This is a genomic window from Silicimonas algicola (genome assembly GCF_003970735.1).
Lineage (GTDB): Bacteria > Pseudomonadota > Alphaproteobacteria > Rhodobacterales > Rhodobacteraceae > Silicimonas > Silicimonas algicola.
In genome coordinates, this window is the sequence record NZ_CP034588.1 from 3,940,865 (window position 1) to 3,954,290 (window position 13,426).

At 64.5% G+C, this 13,426-nt stretch carries 17 protein-coding genes; 13 read left to right on the top strand and 4 right to left on the bottom strand.

Translation table 11 applies throughout. The features are described 5' to 3' along the window. Window positions 1–7: 7 nt before the first annotated feature. Window positions 8–475, bottom strand: a complete 468-nt coding sequence (locus EF888_RS19545; RefSeq protein ID WP_109760462.1) for an RNA pyrophosphohydrolase — start codon at window positions 473–475, stop codon at window positions 8–10. A 164-nt stretch (window positions 476–639) separates the two neighbouring features. On the opposite strand from EF888_RS19545, the gene EF888_RS19550 reads away from it, so the two are divergent. The 6 genes from EF888_RS19550 (at window position 640) to EF888_RS21985 (ending at window position 4,770) form a co-directional block, all read left to right on the top strand. Next, window positions 640–1,107, top strand: a complete 468-nt coding sequence (locus EF888_RS19550) for a BrnA antitoxin family protein (protein ID WP_109760461.1) — start codon at window positions 640–642, stop codon at window positions 1,105–1,107. Window positions 1,108–1,191: 84 nt separating this feature from the next. Then, a complete protein-coding gene (locus tag EF888_RS19555; protein ID WP_164721761.1) occupies window positions 1,192–2,391 on the top strand; it encodes an AAA family ATPase in 1,200 nt (399 codons plus the stop codon). A gap of 3 nt (window positions 2,392–2,394) precedes the next feature. Next, window positions 2,395–2,994, top strand: a complete 600-nt coding sequence (locus EF888_RS19560; protein WP_109760459.1) for a DUF4276 family protein — start codon at window positions 2,395–2,397, stop codon at window positions 2,992–2,994. 70 nt (window positions 2,995–3,064) lie between these two features. Beyond that, window positions 3,065–4,087, top strand: a complete 1,023-nt coding sequence (locus EF888_RS19565; RefSeq protein ID WP_109760458.1) for an aspartate-semialdehyde dehydrogenase — start codon at window positions 3,065–3,067, stop codon at window positions 4,085–4,087. A 276-nt stretch (window positions 4,088–4,363) separates the two neighbouring features. Then, entirely contained in the window at window positions 4,364–4,582 is a 219-nt protein-coding gene (locus tag EF888_RS19570) for a hypothetical protein (RefSeq protein ID WP_109760457.1), read from the top strand. A gap of 32 nt (window positions 4,583–4,614) precedes the next feature. Further along, a complete protein-coding gene (locus EF888_RS21985; protein ID WP_164721762.1) occupies window positions 4,615–4,770 on the top strand; it encodes a hypothetical protein in 156 nt (51 codons plus the stop codon). On the opposite strand, the gene EF888_RS19575 is transcribed toward EF888_RS21985, so the two are convergent. Further along, window positions 4,767–5,417: a carbonic anhydrase gene (locus EF888_RS19575; RefSeq protein ID WP_109760456.1), complete on the bottom strand. Its 651-nt coding sequence runs from the start codon at window positions 5,415–5,417 to the stop codon at window positions 4,767–4,769. The two genes, EF888_RS21985 and EF888_RS19575, sit on opposite strands and share 4 nt — an antisense overlap. 161 nt (window positions 5,418–5,578) lie before the next feature. Here EF888_RS19575 and EF888_RS19580 point away from each other — a divergent pair, with 161 nt between their 5' ends. The 3 genes from EF888_RS19580 to EF888_RS19590 are packed head-to-tail and all read left to right on the top strand — an operon-like array spanning window position 5,579 to window position 8,189. Next, window positions 5,579–5,911 (top strand): hypothetical protein, encoded by a 333-nt coding sequence (locus EF888_RS19580; RefSeq protein ID WP_109760455.1) that lies wholly within the window; start codon window positions 5,579–5,581, stop codon window positions 5,909–5,911. 59 nt (window positions 5,912–5,970) lie between these two features. Beyond that, window positions 5,971–7,359, top strand: a complete 1,389-nt coding sequence (locus tag EF888_RS19585; RefSeq protein ID WP_420902681.1) for a leucyl aminopeptidase family protein — start codon at window positions 5,971–5,973, stop codon at window positions 7,357–7,359. Beyond that, window positions 7,356–8,189, top strand: a complete 834-nt coding sequence (locus EF888_RS19590; protein ID WP_109760453.1) for a C40 family peptidase — start codon at window positions 7,356–7,358, stop codon at window positions 8,187–8,189. Before EF888_RS19585 ends, EF888_RS19590 begins: the two co-directional genes overlap by 4 nt. Here the strand turns inward: EF888_RS19590 and EF888_RS19595 are convergent. Then, the gene (locus EF888_RS19595; RefSeq protein WP_109760452.1) at window positions 8,186–8,533 is read right to left on the bottom strand and encodes a DUF2794 domain-containing protein; all 348 of its coding nucleotides are present in this window, start codon (window positions 8,531–8,533) and stop codon (window positions 8,186–8,188) included. The two genes, EF888_RS19590 and EF888_RS19595, sit on opposite strands and share 4 nt — an antisense overlap. A 347-nt stretch (window positions 8,534–8,880) precedes the next feature. Here EF888_RS19595 and EF888_RS19600 point away from each other — a divergent pair, with 347 nt between their 5' ends. Next, window positions 8,881–9,270 (top strand): hypothetical protein, encoded by a 390-nt coding sequence (locus EF888_RS19600; protein ID WP_109760451.1) that lies wholly within the window; start codon window positions 8,881–8,883, stop codon window positions 9,268–9,270. Window positions 9,271–9,385: 115 nt separating this feature from the next. Further along, window positions 9,386–10,258, top strand: coding sequence for an S-methyl-5'-thioadenosine phosphorylase (locus EF888_RS19605; RefSeq protein WP_109760450.1), 873 nt, complete (start codon window positions 9,386–9,388; stop codon window positions 10,256–10,258). Window positions 10,259–10,312: 54 nt separating this feature from the next. Here EF888_RS19605 and EF888_RS19610 read toward each other — a convergent pair whose 3' ends face one another. Then, a complete protein-coding gene (locus tag EF888_RS19610) occupies window positions 10,313–11,020 on the bottom strand; it encodes a DsbA family protein (protein ID WP_109760449.1) in 708 nt (235 codons plus the stop codon). Between the two features lie 61 nt (window positions 11,021–11,081). On the opposite strand from EF888_RS19610, the gene EF888_RS19615 reads away from it, so the two are divergent. Beyond that, window positions 11,082–11,624, top strand: a complete 543-nt coding sequence (locus tag EF888_RS19615) for an adenine phosphoribosyltransferase (protein ID WP_109760448.1) — start codon at window positions 11,082–11,084, stop codon at window positions 11,622–11,624. Window positions 11,625–11,940: 316 nt separating this feature from the next. After that, window positions 11,941–13,347, top strand: coding sequence for a 3-isopropylmalate dehydratase large subunit (gene leuC / locus EF888_RS19620; protein WP_109760447.1), 1,407 nt, complete (start codon window positions 11,941–11,943; stop codon window positions 13,345–13,347). The last annotated feature ends 79 nt before the right edge of the window (window positions 13,348–13,426 follow it).

The following is a 13,426-nucleotide window of genomic DNA, read 5'->3' on the forward strand; positions in this document are numbered from 1 at the left end:
AGGGTTTTCAGAGCCGATCACGGAAGGCGGCGAGAACCTGCCGGTAGACGTCGCGCTTGAAGGGGACAATGTTTTCAAGGACTTCGTCGGGGGTGGACCAGCGCCAGCGGGCGAACTCGCGGTGGTGGCGGGTGATGTCGATGTCGGCGTCAACCCCTTGGAAACGCAGGAGAATCCACTTCTGCTCCTGACCCCTGTAGCGGCCCTTCCAGACCTTGCCGAGCAACTCGGGCGGCAGGTCGTAGCGGATCCAGACGGGGGTCTCGGCCTCGACTTCGACCAGCGCGGGGGCCACTCCCGTCTCTTCCTCCAGCTCACGAAGTCCTGCAATTTCAACGGTTTCGCCCTGATCTATCCCGCCCTGGGGCATCTGCCAGGCACCCGGCGTGTCGGCGCGTTCGCCCACGAAAACGCGGCCTTTCGCGTCGGCGAGGACGACGCCCACGCAGGGGCGGTAGGGGAGATCGGCGGTCATGGGGGAGTGATACAGGGGTTCGGGAGGGGGGAAAACGGCTATCGGTATCGCGTCGGTATCACGTCGGTATCGCGTCGGTGCCGGATCGGGGCGCGCGCGGCGACATCGCGCGGCGTTAACCCGACGCGGCGATCCTGCCCCCTGACACGACGAGGAGACCCGCGATGGAGACGACCACATGGATGGCCACGAAGGGCCCCAAGACGAAACGGCTGGCGACCGAGCGGCTGTACAAGCTGGCCTTCATCCAGTCGATGGAGAGCGCGCGCGGCATCGCCGAGTTCGCCCGCGACGAGGTGCCCGAGGCCTGGGAGACGCTGGAGCTGGACCTCGACGTCGAGGGGCCGAAGGAGAAGGTGACGCTCTACCTCGACCGGACGGTGGTGCGGATGTTCAGGAGCATGGGCAAGGGCTACCAGGCGCGGATCAACCGGATCCTGGAGCTGTGGCTGCAACTGAAGATCTCGCAGAAGGTCCAGTCGCAGCGGGACATGGCCGACTACATGATGCGCACCCTCGAGGAGCGCCGCCGCGAGGACCCGACGGGGCGGCTGGAGAAGCACTACGAGTGGCTGAGGGCGCACGAGGCCTATGAGGAGGGGGTGAGGGACGCGAAGGCGGGGAAGGCTTAGGGGGGTGGGGGCGTCGAGAATCCAATCACACACTTGCTTCTCCATGCATTTTCACTAATGTCGCTCGGCGTCGGGAGTGCAATGATGGGCATTTTGATTAATAGAGTCAGACTGCGAAATTTCAAGAGTATAGCCAGTTGTGATGTTCGCCTAACAGATCTGTGTGCGTTAGTTGGAGTAAACGGCGCGGGCAAAAGCAATTTCCTGGACTCGTTTTCATTTGTATCCGATGCCTGCAACTCAACTTTGGAAACAGCAATACGAAACCGTGGCGGACTCGGTGCAGTTCGAAGGCGATCTGAAGGGCATCCGAACAATTTCGGCATGTCGTTTTCTGTTAATTTGAGCGGTGGGCTAAACGCATTCTTTGCGTTTGAAATATCAGCAACTCCAGGCGGCCGCTTTGAAGTGAGTAGGGAGAGAGCCGCGATTTCGGAAAGCGACGGCATCGGCGTCGCGGAGTATGAGATTAAACGAGGAGATTTGAACAAGTTTACAATCTCAGGCGCCAAACCTGATGTCCGACCTGATAGACTTTTTCTCACCAGCGTTTCTGGCCTTCGACCCTTCGATTTGCTTTTTGATGCCCTCGCTGGCATCTCAATCTATGACATTAATCCTGAGGATTTTCGATATCCGCAGCCTCACGAAGCGGGAGACGTTTTGTCGCCGTCAGGCCAGAACTTAGCCTCTGTTTTCAGGCGATTGTCAGATTCATCTTCAGAAACATACGATAGAATCGGTGAATACCTTCAAAAAATTGTGAGTAGCGTTGTTGGCGTTCAACCGAAATCTTTGGGACCCACGGAGACTATACAGTTTCAGCAATTCGTTCAAAATAGCAAGCACCCGTGGAAGTTTGATGCACTAAATATGTCCAATGGCACCCTTAGGTCTCTTGGCGTTTTGACTGCACTTTTCCATAGGGAGGTGCTCGCTGAAGGGCAGACGCCCTTTATTGGCGTCGAGGAACCGGAAGGTACAATTCATCCGGGCGCAGCAGCAGTGTTAATGGACGCTATTATTGAAGCCTCGAAGAGTAGGCAGATATTACTGACGACCCATAGCCCTGAGCTTCTGGATCACGAAGGCATAGACGAAGAGAACTTGTTTATTGTTACTAGCGAAAGAAACGAGTCTTGGATTGGTAATGCTGACAGCGCCTCCAGGGAGGCTATGCGGAAAAGTCTTTTAACTGCAGGAGAACTATTGCGGACCAATCAGCTCTCCCCTGAGAACGCCTCAGATAGAATGCTCAAGCAGTCAGACTTGTTCTCGAGCTAAAGAATGGGAAAGATCTTTCTTATAGTCGAGGGCCACGGGGAAGAACGGGCTCTACCGGTTCTGGTTCGGCGAATATTGTACGAACGCTTGGGGATCTTTGATTTTTTGGTCGAAGCTCCCTACCGAATGGCAAGGTCACGAATTGCTCTTTTCGGCGAGGAGCTATCAAAAGCAGTTCGCTTGGGTCGTGGCAAGGTGTTAGACGGGGCTGGCAGGGGTGGAATCATAATTCTTTTAGATGCCGATGACGACTGTCCCAAAGATCTACAAGATAAATTTCAAATCTACATTGAAGAGATTGGCATTGATGTTCCCGTCGCTTTCGTCGCCGCCAATCGTGAGTATGAAGCGTGGTTCATCTGTTGTGCGGAGGATTTGCGGCACCATAAACTGATCCTCAACAACGCTCAGAATCACCAAAATGCTGAAACAGTAAGGGACGCGAAGGGACACTTTGAGAGACACGTTATGGTGCCGGAGGCAAGCTATTCTGAAACGATCGAACAGGAGAAATTCTCGGCAATAATTAACTTGGACAACGTCGGCGTTGCTTGTAGGTCTTTCCAAAAGCTCTGCAAAGAGATCGAACGCTTGGCAGTGTAGCCTTAAGAAGCGACTTCCCCTCCCCTCCCCCTCACGCTATACGCGCCCGACCCAACCGCAGGAGAAGCACGTGGGCTATCGCGTCGTTGTCGCCGGCGCCACGGGGAACGTGGGCCGTGAAATGCTGAACATCCTGGCCGAGCGCCAGTTTCCCGCCGACGAGGTGGTGGCTCTCGCGAGCCGCAAATCCCTCGGCAGCGAGGTCAGCTATGGCGACAGGACGCTCAAGACCAAGGACCTCGCCACCTTCGACTTCACCGGCTGGGACATCGCCCTCTTCGCCATCGGCTCGGAGGCCGCGAAGGAGTACGGGCCCAAGGCGGCGAAGGCGGGCTGCGTGGTGATCGACAACTCGTCGCTCTACCGCTACGACCGCGACGTGCCGCTGATCGTGCCCGAGGTGAACCCCGAGGCGATCGAGGGCTATGCCAAGCGGAACATCATCGCGAACCCCAACTGCTCGACCGCTCAGATGGTGGTGGCGCTGAAGCCGCTGCACGACCGGGCGCGGATCAAGCGGGTGGTCGTGTCGACCTACCAGTCGGTCTCGGGCGCGGGGAAGGCCGGCATCGACGAGCTGTGGGACCAGACGAAGGCGATCTACAACCCGACGTCGCACGTGGGTCCGTCCAAGTTCACCAAGCAGATCGCGTTCAACGTGATCCCGCACATCGACGTCTTCCTCGATTCCGGCGAGACGAAGGAAGAGTGGAAGATGGTGGCCGAGACGAAGAAGATCCTCGACACCAAGATCAAGGTGACGGCGACCTGCGTGCGGGTGCCGGTCTTCGTGGGGCATTCCGAGGCGATCAACATCGAGACCGAGGAGTTCCTGGACGAGGACGAGGCGCGCGACATCCTGCGGGTGTCTCCGGGCATCCTCGTCGTCGACAAGCGCGAGGACGGGGGCTACGTGACGCCGATCGAGTGCGTCGGCGACTTCGCGACCTTCGTGAGCCGGATCCGCCAGGATTCGACGATCGACAACGGGCTGAACATCTGGGTGGTGTCGGACAACCTGCGGAAGGGGGCGGCGCTGAACGCGGTGCAGATCGCCGAGCTTCTGGGGAATCGGATGCTGAAGAAGGGCTGAGCCTTTCCGGGGATCGGAGACGGTCCCCGTGCGCCGGGCAGGATTGTCGCCGGGGTGGAAATCGGCGGGCGCGGGGATGAAAATTTCCCGCGCAGGTTGACGCAGGGTCGGCTATTTCGCCGATGCGGTTCGGATCATTAACCAATTTGTCCTAGAGAGCAGCCGGGGCGGTCCCGCCGCGCCCGGCCGCCACAAAGCTGCCGCAATCCGTGACGATTGCTGCCTCAATCGGCCGATTGCCTGAAGTTCTTGCAGGAGGACGAGAGGATTACGCCGATGTCTCCGGACCAGACCGACCGCGCGCCCAGACCCCTTGGGGACGACGGACGCCGGTGGTTGTCGGCGGACCCGCTGTCGTCGCGCCTGATCGAGTTTCGGCCACCGGCCCTGCCCTGCGACATCAGGGGCCGCGTGATTCCCCTGACCTTGCGCCGCGCCGGGGGGCGGGAGCGGCAGACGGTCAGCGGGTTCTTCTGCTACGCGGCCCGGACATGAGTCCGCGCCCCACACTCACCCCAGGACACACGATGCCCCTGCAACTGACCGAGATCGCCAAGGCCCGACGCCGCATCGCCGACCACAACAAGCTTCTGAAGACGTCGGGCAAGGCCCTGGCGAAGACGGTGCTGCCGCAGAACGCCAAGCCCGTGTTCAGTTCGGTCCGCAGCAGCCGGTCCGTCTAGATCGGTTCGAAGGCGTCGATCTCGGGGATGTACTGCGACAGGCCGCCCTCGCCGATGTCGGTCCACAGGCCGTGGAGCGTCATCTCGTCCGCCTCGACCTTCTCGCGAACGAACGGAAAGGTCATCAGGTTGGACAGCGAGATCTTGACGGCCTCGTGCTCGAGCGTGCGGATCGCCTGGGCATCGTCGGTCATGTCGGCGACCTTCTCGTAGCCAGGCCGAAGAAGGTCCATCCACCGTCCGACGAAGCTGGACTTCTCTTCGAGTTCCGGCGCCTTTCCTGAACACATCGCGTGACAGCCCGCGACGCCGCCGCACTGGGAGTGGCCGATGACGATGAGGTGCGCGACCTTGAGCGCGGTCACGGCGTATTCGACCGCCGCCGAGGTGCCGTGGAGATCGCCGTCCGGCTTGTAGGGCGGGATCAGGTTGGCAATGTTGCGGTGAATGAAGAATTCGCCCGAGTCCGCGCCGAAGATCGAGGTGACGTGGACCCGGCTGTCGCAGCAGGACACGATCATCGCGCGGGGGCGCTGCCCGTCCTCGGCAAGCCGGCGATACCAGATGTGGTTTTCTGCAAAGGTCGTGGCCTTCCAGCCCTGGTATCTCTGGACCAGGTAGCTGGGCAGCGGGCGGGCGTTCTTCATGGCGCTCTCCAGAATTTGAATCGAATGCCGCGCAGCCTTCGGCGGACATCAACGAATTCTTTTCCCCAGACGAGGTACACCGGGCCCGGGTAGAGTGAAAGGGATCAAACGTGACCGAGAAGATAGCCGTATTGTGTCCGCGGGAGGCCGTGAGCCTCAGCATGCCCGCGATCTATTCAGCCGGGGGAGATGGTCCGCGCGGCGAACGGCCTGCAATGGCCGAGGACGCCGTGGAAGAGATCGTCGTCTGCCTCGCGGCGATAGAGGCCGCCTGGTCCGCCGGCGAGTTCCGGCGCCTGTCGAGCACGCTTGCCTCGGTCGCCGGTCTGGCGCGGGCGACGGGATTGCCCGACGTTGCGCGGGTCGCCGACAGCGCGCTGGAGCTTGTGAAGGGTCACGACGACGTCGCGCTGGCGGCGGTCGTCGCGCGTCTCGTCCGGCTTGGCGAGGCGTCTCTCGCGACGCTTCTGGAAATAAGCTATCGCCAGCTTTGACGGGGTTTCCCCTTGTGGCGGTTCGTCCTAGATTTCGGCCGAACCACGCGAGGACCCCTATCGTGTCAGCCCTTACCTTCGCCGAAGCGGGCCGCTCTGCGCGCCCCCTGCACCTGGTTCGCAAGGACGACGCCGCGCGCTGGATCGAAACCCTGGACGGGCCGGCGCGGGCCTGGGTCGAGTCCGTCGGGTTCCGCGGCGCGGCGGGCGAGGTCGTATTGATGCCGGGACCGGACGGGGCCGTCGCCGCGGCTGCGGGCGGGCTGGGCGACGAGAAGGATCGCGCGCGCAAGCGCTTCGTCGCAGCCGACCTGCGCGGCAAACTGCCCGAGGGCGACTGGTCGTTCGAATCGTCGCTCGACGGTGCGGATCTGGAGGAAGCGGCGCTTGGCTGGCTTCTGGCGGGCTATGTCTTCGACCGCTTCGCCACGGCCTCTCCACCCAAGGCCCGGCTGGTCGCACCCAAGGGTGTCGATGCGGCACGGCTGGAGCGGATCGCGGCGGGGGAGGCGCTGGCGCGCGACCTGATAAATACGCCGTCCTCGCACATGGGACCGTCCGAGCTGGAGGCTGCCGCCCGCGCGCTGGCCGAGGAATTCGGCGCGAAGATCGAGGTGATCGAGGGCGAGGCGCTGCTCGAGGCGAACTTCCCCATGATCCACGCGGTCGGCCGCGCAAGCCCGCGCGCACCGCGCCTGATCGACATGAGGTGGGGAGATGCGGGACCCGCCCTGACGCTGGTCGGCAAAGGCGTGTGCTTCGACACGGGCGGGCTGAACCTGAAGCCCGGCACCAGCATGGGGCTGATGAAGAAGGACATGGGCGGGGCGGCGAACGTGCTGGGCCTTGCGCGGATCCTGATGGCCGAGGGCGCGGCGCTGCGGCTGCGCGTTCTGATCCCGGCCGTCGAGAATGCCGTCTCGGGCGAGTCCTTCCGGCCGGGCGACATCCTCGACAGCCGCAAGGGGCTGACGGTCGAGATCAACAACACCGACGCCGAGGGCCGCCTGGTGCTGGCCGACGCGCTGGCGCTGGCCGACGAGGAGACGCCGGACCTCATCGTGTCGATGGCGACGCTGACCGGCGCGGCTCGGGTGGCGGTCGGACCGGACCTGGCGCCGTTCTACACCGACCACGACGCGGATGCGGGCCTGCTGGAAAGGGCGGCGCGCGAGGTGCGCGACCCGGTGTGGCGGCTGCCGTTCTGGGACGCCTACGAGCCCATGATCGAGCCGGGGATCGCGGATCTGGACAACGCCCCCTCGGGCGGCTTCGCGGGGTCGATCACGGCGGCGCTGTTCCTGCGGCGCTTCGTGACGGCGACACCGCGCTACATGCATTTCGACATCTTCGGCTGGACGCCCGTGTCGAAGCCGGGCCGGCCCAAGGGCGGCACGGGCCAGGCGATCCGGGCGCTGCACCGCGCGCTGCCGGAGTTGCTGGGATGACCGACCGTCGGCTTCTCGCGTCGAACGGCCGGGTGGCGCATGTGTCGCTTCAGGGCAAGGTCGAGGCCGAGCGGTTCGTCGAGGGCGAGGCGCGGCAGTTGCGGCGGACGGCCTGGCTGCGGCGCGCCCCGGATGGGGCGGTGGACCGGCAGCTTCTCTTCGGCGATCCGTTCCTGGTGCTCGAGGAGAACGACCGGGCGGCCTTCGGGGTCAGCCGCAAGGATGGCTATGTCGGCTATGTCGAGGCGGACGCGCTGTGGGAGGGGGCAGAGCCCACGCACCGGGTGGCGATCCGCACGACCTGGGCCTGGGCCGCGCCCAGCTTCAAGGTGCCGCCGATCCTTGACCTGCACCTGTCGGCGGAGGTGGCGGTGACGGGCGAGACGACGCCTTGGACCGAGATCGCTGGGCCCGAGGGGCCGCTCTATGTGCCGACGAACCACCTGATGCCGCTGTCCGAGGTCGAGGACCCGGTGACGGCGGCGCACATGATGGTGGGCACGCCCTATGTCTGGGGTGGCAACACGGGGTTCGGGATCGACTGCTCGGGCCTCGTGCAGGCGGCGTTCCGTGCCGCGGGGCGCGCCTGTCCGCCGGACAGCGACCTGCAGATGGCGATGGAGGGGGCGAGCCTCGAACATGGCGCGCTGAAGCGGGGCGACCTGGTGTTCTGGCGGGGGCATGTGGCGATGATGGCGGACGAGGTGTTCATCGTTCACGCCAACGCGCATCACATGGCCGTCGCGGTCGAGCCGCTGACAGAGGCCATCGACCGGATCAAGAAGACGGATGTCGGCGAGCCGCTTCTGATGCTGAAACCAGGACGCTAGTCGACCGGGCGGATCAGCTTGCGCTCGAGGACGCGGAGGACGGCGCGGAGGTCGGAGCCGCGCTTGAGGATGCGGCCGTCCATGCCGATGACGGCGTACATGCCCTGCTTCTGGCGGAGCTTCGGGCGCTTCTCGATGCGGTACATCGGCACCTCGGCGGTGCGGCGGAAGATCGAGAAGACGGCGACCTCGCGCAGGAAGGACATGCCGTAGTCGCGCCACTCGCCGGCCGAGACCATGCGTCCGTAGACGCCGAGGATGACGTTGAGTTCCTGGCGATCAAAGGCGACCTGCTCGGGCACCGGGCTGGATTTCGGGAAGGGCGTCGGGTCCTGGACCGTCATGGGCGGATCCTGCCCCCGCGGGGGGAGTGAATCAAGCCTCGCCGCAACTTCGCCACAAAAAAACCTCTGCCCCGGGATGCGCCGGACGTCATGTTGCCCAAGTTGCAGGGCATCAAGATCATGTAGCGAAAGACGCTATCCCCGATACCGTGGAATCAACAGCCCCCACCCAGCCCGCGGCATCGGGGAACCCCCACACCGAGACGAGGGACCCCTCGCTTGTTGAAAGCGGGGGTTTTTCGCGTTTAGGAGGTGGGCGTGGGTCGTCAAGCCTTATACGCGAGACCAAATCGCCATCCAGTGGACCCACAGTTGACCGCTTTTCGCAAACGGTAGACGGTTTCGACATGAAGTTTTCGTGGACAGGCGAAGTCAGCGCCGGGGTCTTTCAACGGTATCTCCGTGTCGGCACATACCTTGAGGAGTCCTTTCGCCGAGAACAGGCATTTTCGCCGCTGGCTTCGTCGGAAGTAAAGATTTGTTTTATTCCCATAATCATGGATGCCACGCTAAGACGCTATTATCCCGCGCGCTCAGAAGTCGATCTAAAGGAGGGAGTGTTCTATTGCGCTCCTCAATTGGACTACGACCTGTTCGCGAAAGGTGACTTCTCAGAGCAAGTTGCGCACTGCCTCGACGAACTGAGCGCTTCGGAGAGGTATCTGAGAAAGCTCCTAGATGAGGATGAGATCACTGCACTTCAGGCAATATTCGAGCGGATGCGGGTAACGGGATAGCAGCCAAGTCTCTGCCCAGCCCGCAGCCAGATGCGCGTCCCACGGCGCGGACATGTGAGTTGCCAATCTCCCACCCGACCCCTCTAGTCGGGCCAAACGGGACAGGAGACAGCACATGAACGACACGGTCATCGGCGTCATCGGCGGCAGCGGCATCTACGAGATCGAGGGGCTGGAGGGCTCGGAGTGGGTGGCGGTGGACACGCCCTGGGGTGAGCCCTCGGACCGGATCCTGACGGGGTCGCTGAACGGTGTGCGAATGGCTTTCCTGCCGCGGCACGGTCGCGGGCATGTGCATTCGCCGACGACGGTGCCCTACCGCGCCAACATCGACGCGCTGAAGCGCCTTGGAGTGACGGACGTGGTCAGCGTCTCGGCCTGCGGGTCGTTCCGCGAGGAGATGGCGCCCGGGGACTTCGTGATCGTCGACCAGTTCATCGACCGCACCTTCGCGCGCGAGAAGTCTTTTTTCGGGACGGGCTGTGTGGCGCATGTGAGCGTCGCGCATCCGACCTGTGCGCGGCTGGGCGCGGTCGCGGCCGAGGCGGCGGAAGCGGCGGGGGCGAAGGTGCATCGGGGCGGGACGTACCTGGCGATGGAGGGGCCTCAGTTCTCGACCCTGGCCGAGTCGCGGATGTATCGCGAGGTCTGGGGCTGCGACGTGATCGGGATGACGAACATGCCCGAGGCCAAGCTCGCCCGCGAGGCGGAGCTTTGTTACGCGAGCGTGGCGATGATCACGGACTATGACTCCTGGCATCCCGACCACGGCGAGGTGGACGTGAGCGAGATCATCCGCACGCTGATGGGGAATGCCGAGAAGGGCCGCGCATTGGCCGCGGGTCTGCCGGGGCGGCTGTCCGGCGAGCGGGCGGCCTGCGGGCAGGGCTGCGACCGGGCGCTGGACCATGCGATCCTGACGCGGCCCGAGGCGCGGGATCCGGAGTTCGTGGCGAAGCTCGACGCGGTGGCGGGGCGGGTGCTTTAGGAACGAGGGGCTCTGCCCCTCGCGCTCCCCGGGATATTAGCGGACCGATGAAGATCAGGGGCAGCGCGGGCGGTCCTGTTCGAGCGCGATGAGGCGGTCGAGGGTGTCGGCCGGGACGTCTCCCATGACGAGGGTGGTGCCGAGCGTGAGCGCGGGCGTGCCCCAGACGCCGAGGGTGTCGGCGGCGGCGGCGTGGGTGGCGAGGGTGCGGGCGACCTCGGGGCTGTCCATCGTTTCGGCAAAGGTGGCGGGGTCGATGCCTGCGGAGACGGCGCCCTGGCGGATCATGGCGTCGGCGCCTCGGCCGCGCGGTGTGGCGTCGAGCGTGACGCCGAGGAGGCCTGCGGCGATCTCGGCCTTTGCGGCGGTCTCGGAGCCGGGACCGAGAAGGGGGAGCTGGAGGCGGGTGAGATCCAGGCGGTCGGTTCGGGTGGCGAGCTTCGCCTCGAGGCTGCGGCAGTTCGGGCAGTTGGCGTCGGTGAAGATCGCGGCCGGGACCCCCTGCCCCGTCGCCGGGTAGAGAACGGCGCAGAGGTCGGCGGGCGAAAGATCGCGCCGTTCGGTCGCCTCGATCCCGGCGAGGATCGCGCCGGTGGCCGAGCCTCCGGGGTCGGTGATGCCGTCGAACGCGACCTGCCGCCAGCCGGGCAGGCCCTCGACCGGGGCGAAGGCGAGGTCGTCGTCCTGCGCGAGCCAGAGCTGCCAGCCTGCCGCGAGGGCGGCGAGGATCGCGAGGAGGAGAAGCCCGTTGCGTCGGTCCAACCGTATTGCCTTTCCCGGTTCGAGCCGTCTTGATGACCCGGGCGTCAGGATAGGTCAGGCGATGGACAACCGGAAGAAGACGGTCAAGGACTACATCCGCACCATCGTGGATTTCCCCCACGAAGGGATCATGTTCCGCGACGTGACGACGCTGTTCGCGGACGCACGCGGCTTTCGCATCTGCATCGACCAGCTTCTGCACCCCTATGCCGGAGAGCGCATCGACAAGGTCGTGGGGCTCGAGGCGCGGGGGTTCATCATCGGCGGCGCCATCGCGCACCAGCTGTCGGTCGGCTTCGTGCCGATCCGCAAGAAGGGCAAGCTGCCGGGCGCCACGCTGACGCAGGCCTATACGCTGGAATACGGCGAGGCAGTGATGGAGGTCCACGACGACGCCATCCAGCCAGGCGAGAAGGTGCTTGTCGTCGACGACCTTCTGGCCACGGGCGGGACCTGCGAGGCCGGCATCCGGCTGATCGAGCGGATGGGCGGCGACATCGTCGGGTGTGCCTTCATCATCGACCTGCCTGATCTGGGCGGGCGCAGGAAGCTGGAGGCGCTGGGGATGGACGTGCATGTCCTCTGCGAATTCGAAGGCGCGTGATCGTCGAATTTTAAGCGATCTTTAGGATTCGGCCCCTAGGACGGGCGCACGATCTGCAGATCAGGTGTCTCTCACGAGTTGCGCCCCGCCCGGTCCCCCACCTGGGCGGGGCGATGCGTTTCACGCCGCTTGTTCTGCGTGCCGCAGGGTAGTATCACGCGGCGCATGACGCGTTTTTTCGACATGGACGATCGTGCCCGCCTGCCGTGGCGCTTTCACGGATCGAGGCGGACCGTGCTGGCCGGGCTCTGAGCCCGGAGGCAGCCCTTCGTCCCTGTCCGGCCCTCGGGCCACATCTCCGCCAAGGAACACCGCCATGACCGCACCCCGCACCATCTATGACAAGATCTGGGACGACCACGTCGTCCACCGCGCCGAGGATGGCACCTGCCACCTCTACATCGACCGCCACCTGGTCCACGAGGTGACGAGCCCGCAGGCCTTCGAGGGTCTGCGGATGACCGGGCGCGGCGTCCGCGCGCCCGAGAAGACGGTTGCGGTGCCCGACCACAACGTGCCGACCGACCCGACCCGCCTCGAGGGCATCAAGGACGAGCAGTCGCGCATCCAGGTCGAGGCGCTGCGGCAGAACGCCAAGGATTTCGGGATCGAGATCTATGACATCGACGATGCGCGCCAGGGCATCGTCCACATCGTCGGACCCGAGCAGGGCTGGACCCAGCCCGGCATGACCATCGTCTGCGGCGACAGCCACACCGCGACGCATGGCGCCTTCGGGGCGCTGGCGCACGGGATCGGGACGTCCGAGGTCGAGCATGTGCTGGCGACGCAGACGCTGATCCAGAAGAAGGCGAAGAACATGCTGGTCGAGGTCGAGGGCGACCTTGCCCCCGGCGTGACGGCCAAGGACATCACCCTGACGGTCATCGGCAAGACCGGCACGGCGGGCGGCACGGGCCACGTCATCGAGTACCGCGGCTCGGCGATCCGGGCGCTGTCGATGGAAGGCCGGATGACGGTCTGCAACATGGCGATCGAGGGCGGCGCGCGCGCGGGGCTGATTGCGCCCGACGAGAAGACCTTCGCCTATGTGAAGGGTCGCGCCCATGCGCCCAAGGCGGGGCAGTGGGAGATGGCGCTGGAATACTGGAATAGCCTGACCACCGACGAGGGCGCTCATTTCGACAAGGTCGTGCGCCTCAAGGCCGAGGACATCCCGCCGGTCGTGACCTGGGGCACCTCGCCCGAGGACGTACTGCCGATCACCGGCGTCGTGCCGGCCCCCGAGGACTTCCAGGGCGGCAAGGTCGAGGCCGCGCGGCGGTCGCTGGACTACATGGGCCTGACGCCGGGGCAGAAGCTGTCGGAGATCGAAATCGACACGGTCTTCATCGGGTCCTGCACCAACGGGCGGATCGAGGATCTGCGCGAGGTGGCGAAGATCATGGAGGGCAGGCGCGTCAAGGAAGGCCTACGCGCGATGATCGTACCCGGCTCAGGCCTTGTGCGGCTTCAGGCGGAAGAAGAGGGGCTGGCGCAGAAGCTTCAGGAGGCCGGATTCGAGTGGCGGATGGCCGGGTGTTCGATGTGCCTCGGCATGAATCCGGACCAGCTTGCGCCGGGCGAACGCTGCGCCTCGACCTCGAACCGCAACTTCGAGGGACGCCAAGGCTACAAGGGCCGGACGCACCTTCTGTCGCCCGGCATGGCGGCCGCGGCGGCGATCACCGGACGGCTGACCGACGTGCGCGACCTGATGTGAGGCGCCGCTGCCACGGCTGAGGCCGTCGCGGAAATCTTTCGCGGCGGCTCTCTACAGTCTGCACGGACTCTGATAAATT

Excerpts from the sequence above, each read along its gene's own strand:
- EF888_RS19545 (WP_109760462.1), bottom strand. The coding sequence starts at position 475 with ATGACCGCCGATCTCCCCTACCGCCCCTGCGTGGGCGTCGTCCTCGCC.
- EF888_RS19550 (WP_109760461.1), top strand. The coding sequence starts at position 640 with ATGGAGACGACCACATGGATGGCCACGAAGGGCCCCAAGACGAAACGG.
- EF888_RS19555 (WP_164721761.1), top strand. The coding sequence starts at position 1,192 with ATGGGCATTTTGATTAATAGAGTCAGACTGCGAAATTTCAAGAGTATA.
- EF888_RS19560 (WP_109760459.1), top strand. The coding sequence starts at position 2,395 with ATGGGAAAGATCTTTCTTATAGTCGAGGGCCACGGGGAAGAACGGGCT.
- EF888_RS19570 (WP_109760457.1), top strand. The coding sequence starts at position 4,364 with ATGTCTCCGGACCAGACCGACCGCGCGCCCAGACCCCTTGGGGACGAC.
- EF888_RS21985 (WP_164721762.1), top strand. The coding sequence starts at position 4,615 with ATGCCCCTGCAACTGACCGAGATCGCCAAGGCCCGACGCCGCATCGCC.
- EF888_RS19575 (WP_109760456.1), bottom strand. The coding sequence starts at position 5,417 with ATGAAGAACGCCCGCCCGCTGCCCAGCTACCTGGTCCAGAGATACCAG.
- EF888_RS19580 (WP_109760455.1), top strand. The coding sequence starts at position 5,579 with ATGCCCGCGATCTATTCAGCCGGGGGAGATGGTCCGCGCGGCGAACGG.
- EF888_RS19590 (WP_109760453.1), top strand. The coding sequence starts at position 7,356 with ATGACCGACCGTCGGCTTCTCGCGTCGAACGGCCGGGTGGCGCATGTG.
- EF888_RS19595 (WP_109760452.1), bottom strand. The coding sequence starts at position 8,533 with ATGACGGTCCAGGACCCGACGCCCTTCCCGAAATCCAGCCCGGTGCCC.
- EF888_RS19600 (WP_109760451.1), top strand. The coding sequence starts at position 8,881 with ATGAAGTTTTCGTGGACAGGCGAAGTCAGCGCCGGGGTCTTTCAACGG.
- EF888_RS19605 (WP_109760450.1), top strand. The coding sequence starts at position 9,386 with ATGAACGACACGGTCATCGGCGTCATCGGCGGCAGCGGCATCTACGAG.
- EF888_RS19615 (WP_109760448.1), top strand. The coding sequence starts at position 11,082 with ATGGACAACCGGAAGAAGACGGTCAAGGACTACATCCGCACCATCGTG.
- leuC (WP_109760447.1), top strand. The coding sequence starts at position 11,941 with ATGACCGCACCCCGCACCATCTATGACAAGATCTGGGACGACCACGTC.